The organism is Bradyrhizobium sp. SPXBL-02, from assembly GCF_051853065.1.
In the GTDB taxonomy this organism is placed as follows: domain Bacteria; phylum Pseudomonadota; class Alphaproteobacteria; order Rhizobiales; family Xanthobacteraceae; genus Bradyrhizobium.
The window spans coordinates 7,563,128-7,585,566 of the sequence record NZ_CP182474.1 but is presented as its reverse complement, the minus strand read 5'-3'; the positions used below and the strand labels follow the sequence as shown (position 1 = coordinate 7,585,566).

The window sequence follows — 22,439 nt, the reverse complement described above, 5'->3', positions numbered from 1 at the left end:
GCAAGCGCTCCTCGCAATGACGAGAGGGCGAAGGGTAGGGCACGATTCCGGCAGCGCTGCGTCAACCGTAGGCCTGCATCCTTGCCGGCGGTGGTGTGTCAAGTTCAACGAGCTGCCGCTCGACCTCGGTCTTCACTTTCACGATCGCGGCGTCCTTCACCGGGCCATAGCCGCGGATCTCCATCGGGCCTTTGGCAATCGCCACGAGATTTGGCAGATGCGCCGCGTCGAGCTCGCCCAGCATCCGCTCGATCAGGCCTTCATACCAGGCGATCAGTTCACGCTCGGCGCGCCGTTCCGCGGTGTAGCCGAACGGATCGAACGGCGTTCCGCGCAACCCTTTCAGGCGCGCGAGCATGGCCAGAGGCACCTGGATCCACTGGCCGAAGGCGCGCTTGCGCGGCCGGCCCCGGGCGTCGCGCCGGGACGTCAGGAACGGCGGGGCGAGGTGATACTGGACGCTGAAGCCGTCCTCGAACTCGCGCTTCAATTCATCGAGAAAGCCGGTTTGCATGTGCAGCCGCGCCACCTCGTACTCGTCCTTGTAGGCCATCAGCTTGAACAGCGCGCGCGCGACCGCCTCGGTCAGCGCCTCGCTGTTCAGCTTGGCCTCGGCATTGCGCACCTTTGCGACCATCGCCCGGTAGCGCGCCGCGTAGGCTTCGTTCTGATAGGCCGTGAGGAATTCGATGCGCCGGGCAATGGTCGCATCGAGCGTTTCGGCCTTTGGCGCATCCTCCGCCTTGGGCAGAAAATCCGGATCGGCAGCGGCGATCCGGCCCCAGGCAAAGGCTTGCTTGTTGCGTTCGACCGCGACGCCGTTGAGCTCAATCGCCCGCAACAAAGCCTGCAGCGAAACAGGGACAAGACCGTGCTGCCAGGCAAAGCCCAGCATGATGATGTTGGCGTAGACGGAATCGCCAAGCAGGCGCTCGGCCAGTACGTTGGCATTGATCGTGTCGAGATTGTGCTCGCCGATGACCTGATCGATTGCGCGCAGGCGGGCTGGCGCAGCGAGATCGGCGTCGCGGAAGCGGACCACGTCGCCGGTCGGCATTTCCGCGGTGTTGACGGCGGCACGGGTGCCGCGGCGATAGGTGCCCGAGGCCTTTGGCGAGGAGCTGACGACGAGATCGCAGCCGATCAGCGCATCGGCCGCGCCCTGGTCGATGCGGACCTGGTGCAGCGCCTCGGGGTTCGCGGCCAGGCGAATGTAGCTCAGCACAGGCCCGAATTTCTGCGCAAAGCCGGTGAAGTCGAGCACCGAAACGCCGCGGCGTTCCAGATGCGCGGCCATGCCGATCAGCGCGCCGACGGTGATCACGCCGGTGCCGCCGACGCCGGTCACCATGAGGTCGTAGGGCCGGTCGAGCGTTGCGGGCGCGGGCAGGGGAAGCGTTGCGGCGCGCTCGGTCGCATCGATCCGGCTCGCGCTCTTCTTGCGGCGCGTCGCGCCTTCGACCGTGACAAAGCTCGGGCAGAAGCCGTTGAGACAGGAAAAATCCTTGTTGCAGGCCGACAGATTGATCTGCCGCTTGCGGCCGAACGGCGTCTCCTTCGGCTCGACGCTGAGGCAGTTGGATTCGACCGAGCAGTCGCCGCAGCCTTCGCAGACGAGATCGTTGATGTAGGCGAACCGCTTGGGATCGGCCATCTGCCCGCGCTTGCGCCGGCGCCGCTTCTCGGTGGCGCAGGTCTGCTGGTAGATCAGGACCGAGACGCCGGGAATATTGCGCAGCTCGCGCTGCACGGCATCCATCTCCTCGCGCGGATGGATGGTGACGCCGGCCGGCAGGTCGGACGGCGAGAACTGCGCGGGATTATCCGACACCAGGGCGATGCGCTCAACACCTTCGGCGCGGACGCTGTGGGCGATGGCATGGACGCTGACGGGCCCGTCGACGGGCTGGCCGCCGGTCATGGCGACCGCGTCGTTGAACAGGATCTTGTAGGTGATGTTGGCCTTGGCCGCGATCGCCTGGCGAATCGCCATCGAGCCGGAATGGTAGTAGGTGCCTTCGCCGAGATTCTGGAACACGTGCTTGTGCCCGGTGAATCGCGATGAAGCGGCCCAGTTCACGCCCTCGCCGCCCATCTGGATCAGCGAGGAGGTTTCGCGGTCCATCCAGCTCGCCATGAAATGACAGCCGATGCCGGCGAGCGCCTTCGATCCTTCCGGCACTTTGGTCGAGGTGTTGTGCGGACATCCCGAGCAGAAATAGGGCGTGCGTGTCGCGCCGCTGACATTGATCGTGCGCGCGGCTTCCGGCACCAAGGCGGCGGCGCGCGCGGCGAGATTGAGGCCCGGAAACATCGGATCGAGCCGGCGCGCGAGCACGTTCGCGAGCGCGCGGGGCGACAATTCGCCGATCCAGGAGATCAGCCGTGCGCCGGTTTCGTCGTGCTTGCCGACCATGCGCTCGGGCTTGCTGCCGGGATAGTCGTAGAAGTACTCCTTGAACTGGCTCTCGATGATGCCGCGCTTCTCCTCGACCACCAGGATCTCGCGCTTGCCCTTCACGAACCCCATCGCGTCGTGCAACGCCAGCGGCCAGACCATGCCGACCTTGTAGACGTCGATGCCGATGCGGCGGCAGGCGGCTTCATCGAGGCCCATCAGCCGCAGCGCCTCCATCAAATCGAGATGCGCCTTGCCGGTCGTGACGATGCCGTAGGTGGCGCTGGGGATGTCGTAGATGTGACGGTCGATCGGGTTGGCCTTGGCGAAGGCGTAGACCGCGTGCTTCTTGGCTTCCAGCCGTTCCTCGATCTGCGGACCCGGCAGATCGGGCCAGCGATAATGCAGGCCGCCCGGCGGCGGCGTGAAGTCGGGCGTGCGGAAGAGGCGCGGCGGGCGCAGCGCGACGGAGGCGCCTGATTCCACGATTTCCGAGATCGCCTTGAAGCCGACCCACATGCCGGAGAAGCGGCTCAGTGCGTAGCCATATTCGCCGAACGCCAGATATTCGCCGACGTCGGCCGGATGCAGCGTGGGCATGAACCAACTCATGAAGGCGACGTCGGACTGATGCGGCATCGAGGAGGAGACGCAGCCATGGTCGTCGCCGGCGACCACCAGCACGCCGCCGTGCGGCGAGGAGCCATAGGCGTTGCCGTGCTTGAGCGCATCGCCGGAACGATCGACGCCCGGGCCCTTGCCGTACCAGAGCCCGAACACGCCATCGACCTCGCGGTCGGCTTGCGTCTCGACCTGCTGCGAGCCCAGCACCGCGGTTGCCGCGAGGTCCTCGTTCACGGCGGGGAGGAATTCGATGCGGTCGCGCTTAAGCTGCTGCTGGATGCGCCACAGTTCGAGATCAACGCCGCCGAGCGGCGAGCCGCGATAGCCGGAGATGAAGCCGGCGGTGTTGAGCCCGGCCGCACGATCGCGTCGCGCCTGGTCGAGCGCGATACGGACGATGGCCTGCGTGCCCGTGAGGAAGACGCGGCCCTCCTCGCGCTCGTAGCGATCGGAGAGCTCGTACGTGTCGAGTGAGGAAATGGCGTCCATGGCGGACCTCGCGCGGCATCCTGCCCAGTGATGGAAGGTTATGCCCGAGGCGTTGGTAGGTCTTACCTATTTATCCCTTCTGCTGCAGAAATTCGGTAGGATTTTGCAAGACGGCGTTCAATCTGGTAGATCTGCTCGAACTGGAGCCTCCCATGATCGAAGAGCAGGACAGCCGCATTCTCGCCCATCTCCAGAGAGATGGCCGCGCCACCAACCAGCAACTCGCCGACGAGGTCGGCATGTCCACTTCCGCCTGCTGGCGGCGGGTGCGGGCGCTGGAGGAAAGCGGCGTCATCCAGGGCTATGCGGCGCTGGTCGCGCGCGAGCAGGCGGGCTTTGCGATGTCGGCCATCCTCCACGTCTCGCTGGAGCGTCACGATGCGAAGTTCGTCGACGAATTCGTGGCGAGGGTCACCAAGCGCCGCGAGGTGCTGGAGTGTTTTGCGACCACCGGGGACGCCGATTATCATTTGCGCGTCGTCGTCCAGGACATGGCGGCCTACAACCGCTTCCTCGACGAGTTCATGTTCCGCATTCCCGGCATCCGCTACGTCCGCAGCAACGTCGTGCTGAAGGAGATCAAGACCAGCGTGGCGCTGCCGTTTTGAGATGCGGAAAGTCCTGTGGGGTGGGCAAAGGCGCACTTGCGCCGTGCCCACGATCTCGCTCGACCTTGCGAAGGTCGGTAGGCGCGCTTCCGCCTTCGCTCATCGAGCTACGGCGGACAAGTCGCTGTGCCCACCCCAGGGCACCGCGATATCAATCTCCCGTAAACCAACACAGGGCGGCAAATTGGTAAACGGAACATGCCTTTCGTCGACGGTTCGGCCTCGCAGCGGTATTCCCGTCAGTTTTGTCGCGCTCGTTCGCAGCTCGTTCACTTTGATCGACGGTTTGCGCCGCGCAATAACGACCACTTAGGCGGTCGCCGCTCATAAAGGCACCGGGAGAAATAGGCAGAAATGCCCGGGAGCTGAGATCGTGTCGACGACACTCGCGCGCACCTTTGCGGCGTTGAGCGCCATCAATGAAGCGATTCTCTACGCGAGATCGCCGGAGGAGCTGTACCAGAAGGTCTGCGATGCCGGGTTTTCGAGCGGGGACTTTCTGGCCGTTGCCGTGTTCCTGGTCGAGCCGGACGGCCGAAGGTTGTGCTTCGCGGCCGGCTGTGGCGATGACATTGCGCGGCTCCGCTCGATCGTGATCACGACGGAAACCGGCACGCCCGAAGGATCCGGCGTCGGCGGCGAGGCGTTTCGCCATCAGAAGCTGTGCGTCAGCAACGATTATCTGAACGATCCACGCTCGCTGGCCTGGCGCGAGGGCGCCGCCCAGGCCCACATCGGTGCGGCCGCGGCGCTGCCGCTGCTCTGCAACGGCAAGAGTGTCGGCGTGTTGTATGTGACGCGGAGCGAGCCCAACTCGCTGAACGAGCAGATGGTGTCGCTGTTCGAGCGCATGTCGGCGAACATTTCCTACGCGCTGGACAATTTCGCGCGGGAGACCGCGCGGCAGGCCAGCGAACGGGCGACACGGCGGCTCAACCGCATGTTCGGCGCCATCAGCGCCACCAACGAAGCCATCCTGCACGCCAAGACCGAGCAGGAGCTGTATCAGCTGGTATGCGACGCCTCGGTCCACAGCGGCAAGTCGCTGGCGACCATCGTGCTGCTTCGCGAGCCGGATTCGCACTGGATGAAGCCCGTCGCCGCCACCGGCCAGAACCTCGAGCTGGTCACCCAGGCGCGCTATTCGGTCGATCAGGAGAATCCCTACGGCAAGGGCATCTCGGGCGAGGTATTTCGGACGCAGAAGGCCATCGTCGAGGACGATCTCGCCAGCCGCACCAGGGGCACGCCGTGGGAGCAGGCCAACGTCAACACCGGCGTCGCCGCCTGCGTCGTCGCGCCGTTGATCAGGCACGGCGAGAGCGTCGGCGTGCTGCTGTTCTTCATCAGCCGCTCCTGGGCCAAGGACGAGGAGATCGTCGCGCTGATGCTGCGCATGGCCGAGAACGTCTCGTTCGCGATCGAGAATTTCGGCCGCGAGGCCGAGAAAGCCCGCATCGCCGCAGAAGAAGAGTGCCTGGCGCGCATGTATGCGGCGCTCAGCGCCACCAACGAGGCGATCCTGCGAGCGCGGTCGCGGGCCGAGCTGTTCGATCTCGTCTGCGAGGCGACCGCCAAGGGGGCCAAGTTCACCTCGGCCACCATCGCGCTGGTCGACCATCGCACCGGGCTGCTGCGCGTCGCCGCCTGCTACGGCCCGAACGCCGATGAGGTTCGCGAGTTCACGTTCTCCACCTCCGACCAGGTGCCCGAAGGGCGCGGCCTGACCGGCACCGCGTTTCGCACGCGCCAGCCCGCCGTCAGCAACGACGTGCTCGCCGACGACCGTATCGCGCCCTGGCACGCCAGCGCCCGCCGTACCGGCATCGCATCCTCGGCGGCATTGCCGCTGCTCAACGGCGACCGGGTCGAGGGCATCTTTCTGTTCAACTCCCCGGAGCGCGGCACCTTCACGCCGGAGCTCGTCGAGCTGCTGTGCAGGCTTCAGGCCAACGTCGCCTTCGCGCTCGAAAGCTTCGACCGCGCCGACGAGAAGGCGCGGGCGGACAAGCAGCGCAATCGTCTCAGCGGCATGTTCGAGGCGCTGAGCGCAACCAACGAAGCCATCATGCGCGCCAAGACGCGCGAGGAGCTGTTCGAGGTGGCTTGCCAGGCGGCCGTGCTGGGCGACCTGTTCGCCGCGGCGACGATCGGCATCATCGATGAAGCAGGCGAGCTCGTCCGCGTCGTTGCGGTCAAGGGGCGCCTGCAGGAGCGCATAGCCGGACGGACCTGCGTCATTTCCGCCGACCATCCCGAGGGCCAGGGCATCATCGGCCTCTCGCTGCGGACGCGCCGGCCCAGCGTCATGAACGACTATCTGAACGAGCCGCGGTCCGCCTATTGGCGCGCGAGGGCAATCGAGGATGGAACGCGGGCTGCGGCGTGCTTCCCGCTGCTGAGAGCGGGACGGGAACCGGTCGGCATTCTGCTCTTCCTCGCACCGGAAGAGAATACGTTCACGCCCGATCTGGTCGAGCTGCTCGGGCGCCTCGCGGAGAACGTCTCCTTCGCACTCGACAATTTCGAGCGCGCCGAGGAGAAGGCACGCACCGAAGCGCAGAAGGAGCGCCTCACCCGCATGTTCGCGGCCTTGAGCGCGACCAACGAGGCGATCATGCGCGCGAAGTCGCGTGCCGAGCTGTTCGACCTCGTCTGCCTTGCGGCATCGAACGGCGCCAAGTTCACCTCGACCACGATTGCCCTGGCCAGGCCTGGTACCGACCTGCTCGAGATCGTCGCCGCCGCCGGTCCGTCCGCCCGCACCACGCGCAATGTCCGTCTCTCGATCGATCCCGAGCGGCCGGAGGGGCGCGGCATGAGCGGCACGGCGTTCCGCACGCGCCAGCCCTGCATCAGCAACGATTATCTCAACGACGACCGCGTCCGCGTCTTCCATCCCATCGTGCGCGGCGACGGCGCGCGGTCGGGCGCCGCGTTTCCGCTCGTCACGCACGATGAGGCCGTCGGCGTCATGATCTACATGTCGACCGAGCCGGCGACCTTCACGCCAGAATTCGTCGAGCTGTTGCAGCGTCTCGCCGACAACGTCTCCTTCGCGATGGAGAATTTCGATCGCACCGACGAGAAGAACAAGGCCGACGAGCGCATCGAATACCTCGCCTCGCACGACAGCCTGACCGACCTGCCGAACCGCGAGACCTTCAACGGGCTCTTGCGCGAGGCGATCGCTGCGGCGCAGCGCCATGATCACCGCTTTGCGGTGCTGTTCATCGACCTCGACCGCTTCAAGGTCATCAACGATTCGCTCGGCCACGAGGCCGGCGACCTGCTCCTGCTCCAAGTCGCGAACCGCTTGCGCGGCAGCTTGCGGGCGAGCGACGTGGTCGCGCGCCTCGGCGGCGACGAGTTCGTGGTGATCCTCGACCAGTGCGGCGAGATCGACGACGTTCAGCGCATCGCGACTGAATTGCTCGCTGCGCTCGCCGAGCCCATGGAGCTCGCCGGCCACGAGTGCCACACCACGGCCTCGATCGGCATCGCGATGTATCCGGCCAACGGCTCCGATGCGCAGACGCTGACCAAGAACGCCGACATGGCGATGTACCTCGCCAAGGAGGACGGCAAGAACGGCTATCGATTCTTCTCCAACGAGGTGAAGACGCAGTCGATCGAGCGGCTGTCGCTGGAGAGCGCGCTGCGCCGCGCGCTGGAACGCGAGCAGTTCTCGCTCAACTACCAGCCCAAGGTGGACATGGCGACCGGTCAGATCACGGGTGTCGAGGCGCTGCTGCGCTGGACCCATCCCGAACTCGGCAACGTCTCGCCCGCACAATTCATTCCGCTCGCGGAGGAAACCGGGCTGATCGTGCCGATCGGCCGCTGGGTGCTGAAAGAGGCCTGCGCGCAAGCCATGGCCTGGCAGCGCCGCGGCCTGCTGCCGCTGTCGATGGCAGTCAACCTGTCGCCGCGGCAGTTTGCCGACGAGCATCTGTTGCAGGACGTCGACGAGGCGTTGGCGGCCTCCGGCATGTCGCCGGTGCTGCTCCAGCTCGAGGTCACCGAGAGCATGATGATGCGCAATGTCGGCCGCGCGCTCAAGGTGCTCGACTCCATCCAGAGCCGCGGCATCCGTCTCGCCATCGACGATTTCGGCACCGGCTATTCGTCGATGTCGCTGATGAAGCACTTCCCGATCGACACGATCAAGATCGACCGCTCCTTCGTGCGCGACCTGCCGCAGGATTCGGAGGATCAGGCGATCGCGCAGGCGATCATCAGCATGGGCAAGGCCCTCGGCATGACCGTCGTCGCCGAGGGCGTCGAGAATGCCGAGCAGGAGGCGTTCCTGCGCAGCCATGGCTGCGACGAGATGCAGGGCTTCCTGATCTCCAAGCCGCTGCCGGCGCGGCAGATGGCCGAGCTGCTGCGGCCGATGGTGCTGCCCGTCGCCCCGCCGCTCCAGCCGGAAGCGGCCGATGAAGACGCAGCCTCAGGGCTGAAACGCGCTGTCGTCTGACGGCTGCGGGTGCAGCTCGCGGACCTCGTGCTCTTCCCCCTCGGCCTTGCTCGGAAAATCCTGGGGGGCCGTCAGTGACGTCTGCTCGTTGAACAGCGCGAGAATCGCACGCGCGCCGTCGGCGAAGCTCGTCCCGTCGCTCACGTCCAATGCGCAGCAGCATATTGCGCTCATCGGCTCCTGGTCGTCGACCACGGCCATGGCAGGCCCCCACCACCAGGCAGGCGCAGGCGAACGCTCGTCCTCCGGCACGACATGCCAGCGGACGAACTCCTCCATCACGCGCTCGAATTCCAGGCGGGCAGCCTGATGCATGTGGTCGATGCTCCCAGAATCGTGTCCGACGACGGGCCGACACGCCGACTTGATCGTCACTTCGCTCGGAAAATTCGGTTCGTGCAACTGGGCCGAACCATGCAGGCCGACGTCGTCGTCGGCAATGCGGAACGCGCGGCTGTCGGCGATGCGCCGGCGCGGCCGCGACAATTCATTCTAGCCGCTCGAGGGCACGGCAAGCAAGGGATTGCAGCCGCGATTGCCTAACGCGGCCTGAACGGATGCGCCTTCTGGTGCCAGGCCCAGGCCGTGCGGACGACCGTCGGCAGGTCGGAGTGACGCGGCACGAAGTTCAGCACCTTTCTCGCAGCAGAGGGATCGGCGACCAGAAAGGTGGGATCGCCGGCGCGGCGCGGCTTGACCGTGTGCGGCACCTCGCGCCCGGTCTCCTTCTTGATCGCGTCGAGGATCTCGCGCACGGAAAAACCGGAGCCGGTGCCGAGATTGAAGCTGCCGCCGGCATGGCCTTGTTCCAGAAGCTTCAAGGCCGCGACATGCGCGGCCGCAAGGTCCGTGACGTGGATGTAGTCGCGGATCGCGGTGCCGTCGGGCGTGTCGTAATCGTCGCCGAACACCGCGAAGTCGACATGGCCCTGAAGCGCCATCATCGCGCGCGGAATGAGGTGGGTCTCGTTGTCGCGCAGCTCGCCGATGCCGCCGGCCGGATCGGCGCCGCTGGCGTTGAAATAGCGCAGGCAGAACGCGCCGAAGCCATAGGCCGTGCGGTAATCGGCGAGCATGCGCTCGATCATCAATTTCGATGCGCCGTAAGGATTGATCGGCGCGCAAGGAAAGTCTTCCGGCAGCGCCTTGGAATCGGCGTTGCCGTAGACGGCGCCGGTCGAGGAGAACACGATACGATGGCAGCCCGCGTTGCGCATCGCTTGCAACAGCGACAGCGTGCCCTGGACGTTGTTGATGTAATATTTCTGCGGGTCGGTCATGGACTCCCCGACGAGGCTCGCCGCCGCGAAATGCATCACCGCCGTGATCTTGTGGTCGGCGAAGGCGCGCGCCAGCGCCGCGCCGTCGAGCAGGTCGCCCGTCACCAGCGGGCCGGATACGAAGCTGCGATGACCCGTCGAGAGATTGTCATAAACGACGGGCTGATAGCCGGCGGCGGTCAATGCGCGGCAAGCATGCGAGCCAATATAGCCAGCGCCCCCGGTGACGAGGACGGTCGGTCGGTCAGTCATATCGTATTCTGCTCTTCTCTTAGCGGAGGGGGCGGTTGCGGCTGAAGAGAAGATAGAGCGCGCGGGGGTTGGTGGTCAAATAACGCCAGAGCAGACGGCGCGGCTCGAGCAAGGTGCGCCAGGCCCATTCGAGCCCGATCTTCTGCATCCATTGCGGCGCGCGGGAACGGCTCCCTGACAAGAAGTTGAATAGTCCGCCGGATGTCTTGATGACGCCAACATTGGTCAGATGCGGCGTGAACTCCTTCACGAATGCCTGTTCGTTGGGCACACCGAGCGCGACCCACAGATAATCCGGCGCCAGGGCATTGATCTCCTCGACCTGGGCACGCAGCGCCTCGCCGCGAAGATAGCCGTGGCTGCGCCCGACGATCTTGAGGCGTGGATACATCTTCTGGACGTTTGCGACCGCAGCGGCATTCTCGGGCTCGCTTGCGCCGAACATGTAGAAGGTGCGGCCGGCGGCTTCGGCCTTGCGCGCGACGACGTGGAACAGGTCGGTGGTTGCGACGCGCTCCGGCAGCGGGAACCAGGATTGCAGCTTCGAAGCTGCGACCAGCGGTTGACCGTCTGCGTTGATTAGATCAGCGGCACGGAACAGGCGTTCGGTCTGCGGCTCGGTCGAGCAGCGCGCCAGCACCTCGCCATTGGCTGAAGTCAGGAACAGCGGACGGCCGATGCGATGGTCGGGATTGGTCGCCTCGATCATGAAATCGGCGGTCTCTTCCAGGTCGAGCGCGGCCATGCGAAGTCCGCCGACGGTGATTCTCGGCACCTCGGCAGTTGCTGCTCGTCCGTCGAAGTTGACGCGGCGCTCAAGCATATTGTTTGCCTCGCTGGCGCGTTTGCATTGCAGGGGTGAGCTCGTCGAGCACGACGCCGACGAGCTTGCGCTCGGCCTGGCCGAGCGCGGTCAGGATCTCTTCCAGGCTGTCGTTGACGTCGAGGCTGGTCGGCAGCACGGCCACCAGCGCGTCGATGTCGTCGAACAGCTTGCGGCCGCCGGAAGCGAGCGGCAAGGCCGGGCCGTCGAGGACCACGAGATCATAGCCGCCGGCCGAACGAGCCTGCGCAATCGCCTTGCGGATGGCGTCGGCGGCCTTGCCGGCGTCGCCCTCCGCGGCGGGCAGCACCGAGATGCCGTTGACCGTCCTGATCTCGCGTGCGTCCTTGCTGCCGATCGAGAGCCAGCCGAGCCTGCTCGGCTCGCTCTTGCCGGGACGGATGACCTTGTTTGAGAGCGAGCGCGCCTGATGGTCGGCATCGATCATCAGCACGCGGGCGCCGTCGCGTGCGGCCGCCAGCGCGAAATTCAGCGCGGTCACGCTGCGGCCGCTGGTCCTGCCGGCACCGACCAGCGCAACGACCGGCATCGCCTTGCCGCCGGCGCGCCGCGCCACCGCCGCGCGCAGGTCGCGCCAGGCGTTGAGCAGGCTCGTCAGGGGAAAGCCCGGGCGCAGCGTCGGCCAACCCAGCCGTGTGAGATCGACGCCGCCGCCGGTGGGAAGTAGGGCGCCGAGCGTGTGGATGACGTCGGCCTCCTGGAAGCGTGCGATCAGCGGCTTCTCGATCAATGGCTGCTCGACCATCGAAGGCTGCAGCGGAGGCGCGGCAAGTTCCGGCGGAGCCGACGCAGCTTCGGACGTGCGCGGGATCTGCCGCGGCTGGGCAACCTCCGCAGCCCGCGGGAGCTCCGGTGCTCGGGGAGCCTGTGGCGTCGGCGAGCGCTCACGTCGGGCGGGTGTCGGCGTCGCAGGCGCGGTTGCGCCAGCGAACAGCAAATCTGCCACAACGAACCAGCTCGATGCAGCGATCGCTCCGAAAACGAAGCCGATCATGGCGAACAGGCTCATGGCCGGCGGGAACGAGCGCCGCTGTGGCACCGTCGCGTCGCCGATGACGCGGGCGGCCGAGGTGTTCAGGCTCTCCTGCTCCTCGGTCTCGCGGGAGCGCTTGAGAAAGGACTGATAGACGTCGCGGCTGGCATCGGCTTCGCGCTCGAGCTCGCGCAGCCGCACGGCGGCCTGGCTGAGCTGGACGCTTTGCCGCTTCTGTGCTTCCAGCGCGCGGTTGAGCGAGGCCTCGAAATCGCGGGCGCGCGTCAGGTCGTTCTTGGCGGACTGGGCGAAGCGGTCGATCTCCTCGTTGATGGTGCGCTTGAGGTCCTCGACCTGCTTCTCGGTCTGGCGCAGAGCCGGATGGCGCGGGCCGAGCTCGCCGGCCTGCTCCGCATATTTCTTCCGCGCATCGGCATATTGCGCGCGCAAATTCGCAATGGTCGGCGATTGCAGCGCCTCCGGAATCGCGCCGGCATCGGCGGCGGTACGGCGGCTCGCCTCGATCTGGTCGAGCCGCGCCTGCGCATCCATCGTCGCCGCGCGGGCCGCGGAAAGCCGCTGGTTGCTGGCGGAGAGCTGCTGATCGCTGATCAGCGCATCCTGGGTGCCGACGAAATTGTTCTGGGCCTTGTAGGTCGCCAGTGCGGTCTCGGCGTTGCGCAGCCGGTCGCGCAGCTCCTTCAGGCGGCTGGAGAGATCGTTGGTGGCCCGCCGTGCCGCCGAAGCCTGCGAATTGCGGGATTCGGCGAGATAGGCATTGGTCAGCGTGTTGGCGAGCATCGCCGCCTTCGCTGGATTCGTCGACCAGACCTCGACGTCGACGATGAAGCTCTTCTCGGTCTTGCGCACGGCGATGTGCCTGTTCAGCGCCTCGAGCGCCGCAAGCTGCACCTCCTTCGTCTCCGCAGCGGAGGGCGCGCGGGGCTGCAGGCCGATCAGGCCGAGCAGCGACGACATCAGGCTCGCAGCGTCACCGCCTCCGAATTCCGGGTCCTTGTCGAGACCCGCCTGCTGGATCACCTGGAGCAGCACGCTGTTGGAGGTGATCAGGCGCGCCTGGCTCTCCACCACCATGGACATGCCGGAGACGTCCTGGGCGCGCGGTGTGAGCTCGCGGTCGACGAGCTGAAGCTCGCGCGGGTCGACATAGAGCTGAGCGGTGGCGGTGTAGCGGGGCGTCACGCTCTTGCCGATGGTGACGGCAAGCGTTGCGCCGAGCAGGGCGGCCGCGGCGATCGCGACCTTCCGCCGCCAGAGCAGAGTGGCGAGCTCCAGCACGTTGAAGCCGGCCTGAGGCTTCCGCTCTGAGGCCTCCGGTCCGGCTCGATCGATCGGCTGGTTATAATCAAGCATGATCCCCAGCTTTCATTCCAAGTGCCGCGGGCTGAGGGGTTACTCTTCGCTTTACGCCACGCACCCGGGATATAGGTGGCCAATCAACGCAACAGGGAAAATTAACCATACTCATTGAGGGACTATTCACCGAAATGGCAAACAAAGCGTTTAAGCGCTCCCCACTCCACGATGCGTCCTCGTGACGCCGGGCGTGCAGGCGCTCCCTCAAGATTAACGGTTCGTTACCGCGCACGGCATCGCCGCGAGGCTCCGCCTGTTCTGCCATGGGCCGCGCGCGGGTCATGATGCTCAGCTCTTCCGCAGGATGACGTGATAGTCGCCGCGGCGGACGTCGGTGCCGCGCGGCAGCACTGCGTTCAGCACAGCGGCGCCGGCGTCGACCATGGCCGCAACCAGCGGCTTGCGCCGGCGCATCTCGGGATAGCGCGGGCTCTCGACCTCACGGCGGTAGATCATCTCGAGGCCGTTGGCGGCCGCGAATGCCTGGAGCCGGGGCAGCGTCACCAGCGGATGGAAGAAGGTCGGGAATGGCGGCTCGCCGGGCAGGCCGGCGTCCTTGATGCCGCGGATGTGCCGGTAGAACCAGACGTGGAACCAGTGCGGCGAGTATTTGGTGACCACTCCCGAGAGCGAGCGCGGATTGGGTGCGCCGATCAGGATCATCCCGCCGCGCCTGAGCGCGTCACGGAAATTCAGGAGCGCGGCGTCGACATCAGGCAGATGCTCGATCACGTTGTAGCAGATCACGAGATCGAAGCTCTCGCGGGCGAAGCGGTAGGTCTGGACGTCGCCGAGGATCGCCTCGTCGGCGTAGGTGTTGTTGCCGACCTGGTCCTCGTCGATGTCGACCACCGTGACCTTGCTGCGGCTGAGCAGGTCCGGCGGCAGAACGCTGCACGAGCCGCCGCCTGCTTCATAGATCGCGAGCCGGCCCCGCGGCAGCTCGCGGCACAGCACGTCATGGACGGCGAGCAGGCTGTCGCGGGCTTCTCCGGGGACGAGATCATGAAGCGCCTCGGCATAGGGCACGGCCGCGGGGATCGCCGTGGTTGTCGCGAAATCGATCGTGGCTGGCTTGTTCATGGATTCTGACCGCGCTTGTTCTATTCAAATTTACAGGAAAAAACGCGCCTGCCCGAAGAGCAAATCCGATGCCGCATCGTCTCACCGGTCGCAGTGCTTACGGCCCGGTTAATGCGCATGCGCATTAACTACAGCATTGTTCATGTTGGAGCGTTGTCGGCGCGTGGACCGCCAATTGCAGCATGACGCGCGGCGAACTTGGTGGTCATGTGCCGCGCGGCAGTCGTCCATTATGGGACGCATCTGTCCCGCGGCGATGTGCCGTCGTGGGACGCGTATCGAAGCAGGGCTTTTTCAATACATCTCGGACATCTAGACCTCATGACATTGATCCCGACAGACCTGTCTGTGGCGCGCATCTCGGATGCCGTGGGCGATCCCAACCGGGAGATCGTGGCGAGCTCTCGCGTCATCGACCTGTCGGTCGGCATCGTCGTCTGCGTTCCCTGCTTCCGTCGTCCGCAACACCTGCGCCTGACGCTGGAATCGCTGGCGAACCAGCGCACCCCGCGTTCCTTTGCCGTCGTCATGGTCGAGAACGACGCGATGCGGCGCGAAAGCACGCCGGTTGCCGCGGAGTTCCTGGCCGCCGGGAGGCTCCAGGGCGTTTGCCTCATCGAGAAGCGGCAGGGCAATTGCCAGGCGATCAATGCTGCCTTCGAGACCGCGCAGGAGCTGTTTCCCGCTGCAACCCGTTTCCTGATGATCGACGACGACGAGATCGCATCAAGCGACTGGCTCGAGCTGATGGTGCGCACCGCGGAGGCGACCGGCGCCGATGTGGTCGGCGGGCCGGTGCTGCCTGTGTTCGACGACGACAGCAAGCCCTGGCTGTCGCGTCATCCCGCCTTCTGTCCAGCCTACGAGTACAGCGGTGCGGTGCCGCTGATCTACGGCTGCGGCAATTGCCTGATCACGCGTGCCGCATTCGAACGGTTCGACCGTCCCGCGTTCGACCTGCGCTTCAATTTTCTCGGCGGCGGTGATTGCGATTTCTTCGTGCGGTGCCGTGACGCCGGCATGCTGTTCCACTGGACGGCGGAGGCCGTCATCACCGAGACCGTGCCGCACAACCGCACCAGCCTCGGCTGGATCGCAAAACGCGGCCTGCGCATCGGTGCGATCAATTATCGTGTGCAGTACAAGGCCGCGCGAAGCGCATCGGGGCGGGTGCGGGTGTTCGCGCAGATGCTTGGACGGTTGCCGCTGTCGCTGCTTCGGGCTGCCGCCTTGTCGACGTCGTCGAAAGCCGTCGTCGCGATGCATCCGGTGATGGTTGCGTTTGGCGCCGCCCTGGCGGCCCTCGGCCTCGAGCCGAAGCCTTACGAGGCTTCGAAGATCGCGTCTTGACGCGGCGGGGACTAGATGCCGAAGCGGGCGAGGGCGACCCGGATGGCCGAGCGTGGCAGCGATCTGAGCGACCGCCGGCCGATCATCGCGAGATAAGCGAACGCCTGGCGATACCTGCCGAAGCGGACCGCCTGCATCGCCGAGTAGGTGACGAGATGAATCTCGGCGGCGAGACGCAGCCCGGCCGTCATCCGCCCGGGCAGTCGCGCCAGGATCAACCCGTCATCGAACACCCGCGCAATGGCTGGGAAGAAGTCCTTCGGCGTCCGGACTGCGGCGTTCATGGTGTTGGCCGTGTGAAGACGATAATCGAGCAGCAGCTCCGGCGCGAATTCGAACTCGCCGATCGCAGCGAGGCGGCACCAGCAATGCCAGTCCTCGCAATATCTAAGGGACGTATCGAAGCCGCCGATGGCACGGAAAGCTTCGGCGCGTGCGAGCGCGATGCCGCCATTGACAATGAAATTGCCGGCGGCGAGCCGCGTCAGCACGTCACCGGACGGCTTCCGGCGCCCCTTCAAGAGGCCGCGCCGACCGATCTGGCGACCCTCGCTGTCGATCGTGTTGTAGTCGCCATAGACGAGAACGGCGCGCGGCGCGCCGCGCGCCGCAGCGAGCAGCGCCGCCACCGCACCAAGGCGCAGGCGATCGTCGGCATCGAGAAAGAGCAGCCACTCGCCACTTGCCTGTCGCGCGCCGAGATTGCGCGCGGCCGATACGCCGGCGGAATCGTTGCGGATCAAGCGCAGCCGCGGGTCACGCACGCCGCGCACGATCGCAACGGTTTGGTCGGCCGAGCCGTCGTCGACGACGATCACCTCGGTCACCTCGCGTTGCGCCAGTGCGCTGGCGAGGGTTTCGCCGACATAGGCCGCAGCGTTCTTGGCGGGAATGACGACCGATACCGATGTGGTCGAGCCGACCTGAAGCGGCAAGCGCGCCGGGACTGTCGCGCGTGAGGCGGCTGGCAGTTCGAGAACCTCTTCGGCGGTGATCACGCTACGGCTCGCCTTTAATGATCTGTTAACCAGGACCCGTGTGCCGCGCCGAGAAACGCTGACGATCGCCAAGTCCGGCGGCCTCGGATGATACCCGCATTGCGCTCGAACCCGTTGCCGAGAAGGCCCGCGTCTCGCCGGTTTCGTAGAATAACGTTAAGTCGCTGGCATTAAGCCTGTGGCAAATTTCAAAGAGTGCGGCAGACGGCCCCGTGCGAGAATGCGCATCGGACTGCCGCGGATGGAATCCAGTGCCCGCAAACACGTTCGAACACGACCCCGATGCGATGATCCTGAACCTCTTCTATGAGGACAAGGACGACCGCTGGTTTCCCGGCGACCGGCATCTGCGGCGCATGGCCCGCCGGTTGCTGCTCGGCGAGCCGCGCATGAGCGGCCAGCTGCGCGTGTTCCTCAATCTCTGTGCGGGGCTCGACCGGCTCGGCATTCGCTACCGCGTCAACGACTACGGTTATATCGCACAACATCCCGACGAGCTCGCCTGCATCGTCGGTCGCACCTTCCTGCTCGACAAGTTCGCGTGGAAGAACCCGATCCTGCTCGGCGTTGCCGCCCACAATCATCCGCTCGACGACCCCGACTTGTTCAAGCGTCTGCCGGTGAAGAAGGTCGTGGTGCCCGGTCCCTGGTACGTCGACATGTACCGGCCATATTGGCCCGAGACCGAGGCCTGGCCTGTCGGCATCGACACGAATCTCTGGGCGCCGTCGGCTCGAGCGCAAAAGACCGTCGATGTCCTGATCTACGACAAGGTGCACTGGGACCGCGAGCGCTACGCGCCGGAGATGATCGAGCCCGTTCGCGCCCGGCTCGTCAAGGAAGGCCGCTCGTTCACGGAGCTGCGCTACGGCAGCTATAAGGAAACGGATTATCAGGACGCGCTCGGGCATTCGCGCGCGATGATCTTCCTGTGCCAGAGCGAGAGCCAGGGCATTGCTTATCAACAGGCCTTGTCCTGCGGCGTTCCGGTGTTTGCCTGGGATCCGGGCGGACCGTGGCGCGACCCCGATTATTATCCGCACCGCGTGCAGTTCGCGCCGGTGTCCTCGGTGCCCTATTGGGACGAACGCTGCGGCGTCAAGTTCACCGACGTCGCGGGCTTCGAGGCCGGCTGGGACAAGTTCTGGGCCGGGTGCAACGCAGGCGCGTTCGATCCCCGCGGCTACATCCTGGACAATCTCACGCTGGAGCAACGGGCGCTGCAATATTACCAGATCGCGCTGAGCATCATGCGGCAACCCGCGTCGTCGCAGACCTCCGCAAGGTCGGTTGGCGAAGACCGGAAGCTCGACCTGCGTCACGAAATGTCTTGAACCATGGACCGCAGCGCCGCCGACATGACCGACGTCGAGGCCCAATCGTTCGGCCATATCCTGCGCGATCGCCTTGCAGGTTTCGATGCCGTGCCGCTGGCGCGCTGCCTCGTCGCGGTCGGGGCGCTGCTGCTGGTGCTGGTGACGCTCGATCCGTTCCCGGACCTGCGCAATCCCGACGTCACCATCATCGTCGGCGGACGAATGGCGCTGACCTATGTCGCCTGGGGCCTCCTGGCGGCGGTGGCAATGCTGTGTGTCGCAGCCACGGATGCGCCCGCGCTGAAGAGCCTGGTGACACCGTTGCATCTTTGCCTGCTGGGCTGGCTCGCGATCAATATCGCCTTTTCCGAGAGCCGCGGCGTCTCGATGCAGCGATTCGTGCTCGCGGTCAGCGTGACGTCGCTCGCCATCGTGTTGCCGTTGCTGCCGGCGACGCAGCGCAGCTTCAGTTTTTGCCTCGGTGCCGCCGCACTCGTGCTGCTCACGCTGTGCTATCTCGGCGTCTTCCTCGCCCCGCAATATGCGATCCACACGGCGCTCGACGTCACCGAGCCGCAGCTCGCCGGCGACTGGCGCGGCAGCTTCGGCCACAAGAACATCGCCTCGGCCGTGATGACGATCCTGGTCTATGTCGGCTTCTACCTATCCGCCGTCGGCTCGTTCGTGATCGGGCCCGTGATCGCCGTGCTGGCCGGCACCTTCCTGATCTTCACCGGCGGCAAGACGTCGTCGGTGCTGTGCCTTGCGATCTACGCGCTCGCATCACTGGTCTATGTCACCCCAGGCCTCTGGCTGAAGCGGATCATCTGCTTCGTGCCGCTGGTTGCGATGAACCTGTTGACCGTCGGCAGTGTCCTCAGCCCTGTGCTCGCGTCGATGACGCGGCTGCTTCCGCTCGATCCCACCTTCACCGGACGCTCCGCGATCTGGGACTTCGCGATCGCGGCCGTCGCCGAGAAGCCGATCATTGGCCACGGCTATGCGGCGTTCTGGGACGACGTCAGTGCGCGGGCCACCGCCCAGGGCGCCGAATGGGCGACGTCGGCGGCGCACAGCCACAACAGCTATCTCGATCTCGCGGTCACCATCGGCTTGCCGGGGCTGCTGCTCGTGATTCTCATCTTCGTGCTGGCCCCGCTCGGCAATTTCCAGACGGCGCAGGCTCACAGCCGCAGTGGCGCACTGGCCAAGCTGTTCCTGACGGTCTGGTTGTTCGGCCTGTATTACGGCGCCACCGAGACTTTCCTGCTCGAACGGCAGAATCCGATCTGGTTCATGTTCGCGCTGTCGGTGGCCGGCCTGCATTTCCTGGCCAGGTTCCAATGCGTCGAGCAGATCGAGCCCCGCGGATGACCTTCCTCAGCCTCGATCAGCCCGATGACTTTGCGTCCCACGCGTCGTCCGTCGCCGTCGACGTCCTGCGGGATTGGCGGCACGCGGCCTTGCGCCTGAGCGCGGGGCACCGCACCGCGTTTCAGCATGTCGACTGGCTCGGCGCCTGGTACGCGGCGTTTCACGACGTCGCTCCGCTGATCGCATTGATTTCCGATGATGCCACCGGCAAGGACATCGCGGTCGTGCCGATGATCAGCCATGTCAGGCGCGGCATCCGTATCGTCGAGTTCGCGGACCTCGGCATCTCCGACAACAACGCACCGATCCTGACGCTCGATGCCACGTTGGACGCGGGAAAGGCGGACGCGATCAACACGGCGCTGATCGGCGCGTTGCGCGCGCTGCCCGACCGTCTCGATCTGCTGCGCCTGAAGAAGATGCCGGCCCAAATCGGCGGTAAGCCGAACCCGCTGGTCGCGCTCGGCCGGATCGGATCCTCCTCGCTCAACGGCAATCTCGTGTCGATGGACGACGCCTATGACCACTATCAGGCCTCGATCAAGCGCCTGCAGATGCGGCGCTGCTGGCGGGTCTTCAGCCGTCATGCCGGCGCGCGGTTCGAGATCGCCGCCGATGTCGCGCGTGCGCACGAGCTCTTGGACGTGATGGATGTCCAGCAGCAGGCGCGCATGCGAAAGCTCGGCTCGCCGTTCGTTCTCAACGACGAGACCCATGCGCGATTCTATCGCGAGGTCGTCCGCCGCGGCGTGGCGGACGGTTATGCCATGGTCTCGGCGCTGGTGTGCGACGAAGGCGTCGTCGCCACCGCGCTCGGCGTCAAGCATGGCGCGACCTATTTCCTGCTGCGCATCAGCCATGCCGGCGATCCATGGTCGAACTGCTCGCCGGGCCTGCTCGTCACCGAGCGCACCATGGCCGCACTGCATGCACAGGGCGTGCGCCGTTTCGACCTCAGCATCGGCAATCAAGCCTACAAGCGCCGTTTCCTTGCCGAGAGGGTGCCGCTGACCGACGTCAGCGTCGCGCTGTCCTGGCGCGGTCTGCCCTATGCCTGGCGCGATCACGCCGCGCAGGGCCTGCGCCGTCACCCCAGGCTCGCTGCCTTCGCTGCGCGGGCGATGGGCAAGGGCGCACGCTGACGGGCGCCGTCTGTTTCGCCATCACCTCGGAAGGCCCGCGCGGAAGGCATCCAGCAACGCGCGTCCTTGCGGCCAGTCGCCGAGCCCGCTCGCGGCATTGATGTGGCCGAGCGCGCCCGGCACGATCAGGCCGGACTGCCAGTCCTGCGCCCGCCGCCGCGTCACCTCGAGCGCTCCATATGGATCATTCGTGCTCGCGATGATCAGCGCGGGAAAGCGCAACGCGCGGCGGGGGACCGGCTTGAACGCCACAGCTTCCGCGGGAAAATGGCCGCCATCCGGATCGGGCACGGCGACCAGCAAGGCGCCCGCAATCGCGGAAGGGAAGCGCGCGGCCCAGTGCGCCACCAATAGGCAGGCGAGGCTGTGTGCGACCAGGACGGGCGGCCTGGCGCAGCGCGCGACCGCGCGCGCCAGGGCCTGCTCCCAGTCGTCGAGCTCCGGCTGGTCCCAGCTCGCCGGCCGGAAGCGCGTGAAGCGCGCATCGGCGCGCTCCCATAGCGTCTGCCAGTGATTATCTCCGGAGCCGCCGAGCCCAGGCAAGGTGATGATGTCGTGCATGTACGTCCCGTGCTATCTGAGGTGACGCCGCAGTGTGACCGATCGCGGTCCTGCATCACATGGCAACTCATCGGCGAAATCGACCATCTGCCGATGATCTCAAGGTGGAACGGAGAATTGAGTTGGATCGCTTCGGGAGCATCGATGCCAAGGATTTGAAGATCCTCGAGGCGCTGCAGGCCAATGCCCGCCTGCCGTTGTCCGAGCTCGGCCGTTCCGTCGGGCTGTCCCAGCCGGCCGTGTCCGAACGCGTCAAGCGGCTCGAGGAAGCCGGCATCATCGAGGGCTACGGCGCCCGCATCAACCCGCGCGCCCTCGGGCTCGGCCTGATGGCGCTGGTGCGCCTGCGCACCTCGCACGAGCACATCAAGACCTGCCTCAAGCGGTTCAGCGAAATCCCTCACATCGTCGAAGTCCATCGCGTCACGGGCGATGACTGTTTCGTGCTCAAGGTGCTCGTTCCGGCGCCGGAGGATCTCGAGACCATCGTGGATCGCATTGCCGGCTTTGGCGCCGTGACGACGTCGCTGGTGCTACGGAGCGAACCCGCGCGGCCGATCGGCAAGGACCTCGTCAGGAGGAAGATCGAGCGGAGCTGAGGCGGCATTCCTCGAGGGAATGCCGCTCGGGCCGCATCAGCCATGCAGCTTTTTGGCGGTCTCCGCGATCTGGCGGCCCTGATAGCGCGCGCCGGCGAGCTCGTTGGCGCTGGGCTGGCGGCTGCCGTCGCCGCCGGTGATCGTGGTGGCGCCGTAGGGCGCGCCGCCCGTAACCTCGTCGAGCTTCATCTGGCCGGCAAAGCCGTAGTTCATGCCGACCACGACCATGCCGAAATGCAGCAAGTTGGTGATGATCGAGAACAGTGTGGTCTCCTGGCCGCCGTGCTGAGTCGCGCTCGACGTGAAGGCGCCGCCGACCTTGCCGTGCAGTGCGCCCTTGGCCCAGAGGCCGCCGGCCTGGTCGAGGAAGTTCGCCATCTGCGAGGCCATGCGGCCGAAGCGAGTGCCGGTGCCGACGACGATCGCATCGTAATTGGCGAGGTCCTCGATCTTCGCAACGGGGGCTGCCTGGTCGAGCTTGTAATAGGAGGCTTTGGCGACCTCGGCCGGCACCAGCTCGGGCACCCGCTTGATGTCGACGGTCGCGCCGGCCTCGCGCGCGCCTTCGGCGACGGCATTGGCCATCGCCTCGATGTGGCCATAGGCGGAATAATAGAGGACGAGAACTTTAGTCATGGTGGTCTCCGTTGGGGGAAGAAATGAGTCGCTCGGTTCGGTGTCGTTGCCGGGC

At 65.9% G+C, this 22,439-nt stretch carries 16 protein-coding genes; 7 read left to right on the top strand and 9 right to left on the bottom strand.

Annotation, left to right across the window (positions count from 1 at the left end):
* Nucleotides 1-61: 61 nt before the first annotated feature.
* Nucleotides 62-3,511, bottom strand: a complete 3,450-nt coding sequence (locus ACNJYD_RS35225) for an indolepyruvate ferredoxin oxidoreductase family protein (RefSeq protein ID WP_439364711.1) — start codon at nt 3,509-3,511, stop codon at nt 62-64.
* Nucleotides 3,512-3,663: 152 nt separating this feature from the next.
* Between ACNJYD_RS35225 and ACNJYD_RS35220 the strand changes: the two genes are divergently transcribed.
* Both ACNJYD_RS35220 and ACNJYD_RS35215 read left to right on the top strand, forming a co-directional pair.
* Nucleotides 3,664-4,119, top strand: coding sequence for an Lrp/AsnC family transcriptional regulator (locus tag ACNJYD_RS35220; RefSeq protein ID WP_172787099.1), 456 nt, complete (start codon nt 3,664-3,666; stop codon nt 4,117-4,119).
* A gap of 373 nt (nt 4,120-4,492) precedes the next feature.
* Nucleotides 4,493-8,599, top strand: a complete 4,107-nt coding sequence (locus ACNJYD_RS35215; RefSeq protein ID WP_439364710.1) for a bifunctional diguanylate cyclase/phosphodiesterase — start codon at nt 4,493-4,495, stop codon at nt 8,597-8,599.
* Here the strand turns inward: ACNJYD_RS35215 and ACNJYD_RS35210 are convergent.
* The 5 genes from ACNJYD_RS35210 to ACNJYD_RS35190 form a co-directional block, all read right to left on the bottom strand.
* Nucleotides 8,573-8,914: a hypothetical protein gene (locus ACNJYD_RS35210; protein WP_439367551.1), complete on the bottom strand. Its 342-nt coding sequence runs from the start codon at nt 8,912-8,914 to the stop codon at nt 8,573-8,575. The genes ACNJYD_RS35215 and ACNJYD_RS35210 overlap by 27 nt on opposite strands.
* A 224-nt stretch (nt 8,915-9,138) precedes the next feature.
* On the bottom strand, nt 9,139-10,131 hold the full coding sequence (galE, locus tag ACNJYD_RS35205) for a UDP-glucose 4-epimerase GalE (protein ID WP_172787101.1): 993 nt from the start codon (nt 10,129-10,131) through the stop codon (nt 9,139-9,141).
* Between the two features lie 19 nt (nt 10,132-10,150).
* Complete coding sequence (locus ACNJYD_RS35200; RefSeq protein WP_212259290.1) at nt 10,151-10,954, bottom strand: WecB/TagA/CpsF family glycosyltransferase; 804 nt, start codon at nt 10,952-10,954, stop codon at nt 10,151-10,153.
* On the bottom strand, nt 10,947-13,322 hold the full coding sequence (locus ACNJYD_RS35195) for an exopolysaccharide transport family protein (protein ID WP_439364709.1): 2,376 nt from the start codon (nt 13,320-13,322) through the stop codon (nt 10,947-10,949). The genes ACNJYD_RS35200 and ACNJYD_RS35195 overlap by 8 nt, the downstream gene beginning before the upstream one ends.
* Nucleotides 13,323-13,613: 291 nt before the next feature.
* Nucleotides 13,614-14,408: a class I SAM-dependent methyltransferase gene (locus ACNJYD_RS35190; protein WP_439364708.1), complete on the bottom strand. Its 795-nt coding sequence runs from the start codon at nt 14,406-14,408 to the stop codon at nt 13,614-13,616.
* Nucleotides 14,409-14,729: 321 nt separating this feature from the next.
* Between ACNJYD_RS35190 and ACNJYD_RS35185 the strand changes: the two genes are divergently transcribed.
* Nucleotides 14,730-15,758 carry a glycosyltransferase family 2 protein gene (locus ACNJYD_RS35185; RefSeq protein ID WP_439364707.1) on the top strand — a complete coding sequence of 343 codons (1,029 nt, stop codon included), beginning with the start codon at nt 14,730-14,732 and terminating at the stop codon, nt 15,756-15,758.
* An 11-nt stretch (nt 15,759-15,769) separates the two neighbouring features.
* Here ACNJYD_RS35185 and ACNJYD_RS35180 read toward each other — a convergent pair whose 3' ends face one another.
* On the bottom strand, nt 15,770-16,756 hold the full coding sequence (locus tag ACNJYD_RS35180; RefSeq protein ID WP_212259294.1) for a glycosyltransferase: 987 nt from the start codon (nt 16,754-16,756) through the stop codon (nt 15,770-15,772).
* A 251-nt stretch (nt 16,757-17,007) separates the two neighbouring features.
* Here ACNJYD_RS35180 and ACNJYD_RS35175 point away from each other — a divergent pair, with 251 nt between their 5' ends.
* From ACNJYD_RS35175 to ACNJYD_RS35165, 3 genes are read left to right on the top strand one after another with little or no spacing between them, the layout of a single operon-like run.
* The gene (locus tag ACNJYD_RS35175) at nt 17,008-18,090 is read left to right on the top strand and encodes a glycosyltransferase (protein WP_212259295.1); all 1,083 of its coding nucleotides are present in this window, start codon (nt 17,008-17,010) and stop codon (nt 18,088-18,090) included.
* A gap of 3 nt (nt 18,091-18,093) precedes the next feature.
* Entirely contained in the window at nt 18,094-19,446 is a 1,353-nt protein-coding gene (locus tag ACNJYD_RS35170) for an O-antigen ligase family protein (RefSeq protein WP_439364706.1), read from the top strand.
* Nucleotides 19,443-20,588, top strand: a complete 1,146-nt coding sequence (locus tag ACNJYD_RS35165) for a GNAT family N-acetyltransferase (protein ID WP_212259297.1) — start codon at nt 19,443-19,445, stop codon at nt 20,586-20,588. The genes ACNJYD_RS35170 and ACNJYD_RS35165 overlap by 4 nt, the downstream gene beginning before the upstream one ends.
* Nucleotides 20,589-20,609: 21 nt before the next feature.
* On the opposite strand, the gene ACNJYD_RS35160 is transcribed toward ACNJYD_RS35165, so the two are convergent.
* Nucleotides 20,610-21,149 (bottom strand): RBBP9/YdeN family alpha/beta hydrolase, encoded by a 540-nt coding sequence (locus tag ACNJYD_RS35160; protein ID WP_212259298.1) that lies wholly within the window; start codon nt 21,147-21,149, stop codon nt 20,610-20,612.
* Nucleotides 21,150-21,271: 122 nt separating this feature from the next.
* Here ACNJYD_RS35160 and ACNJYD_RS35155 point away from each other — a divergent pair, with 122 nt between their 5' ends.
* A complete protein-coding gene (locus ACNJYD_RS35155; protein ID WP_439364705.1) occupies nt 21,272-21,748 on the top strand; it encodes an Lrp/AsnC family transcriptional regulator in 477 nt (158 codons plus the stop codon).
* Between the two features lie 36 nt (nt 21,749-21,784).
* On the opposite strand, the gene wrbA is transcribed toward ACNJYD_RS35155, so the two are convergent.
* A complete protein-coding gene (gene wrbA / locus ACNJYD_RS35150) occupies nt 21,785-22,384 on the bottom strand; it encodes an NAD(P)H:quinone oxidoreductase (protein ID WP_212259300.1) in 600 nt (199 codons plus the stop codon).
* Nucleotides 22,385-22,439 lie beyond the last annotated feature (55 nt).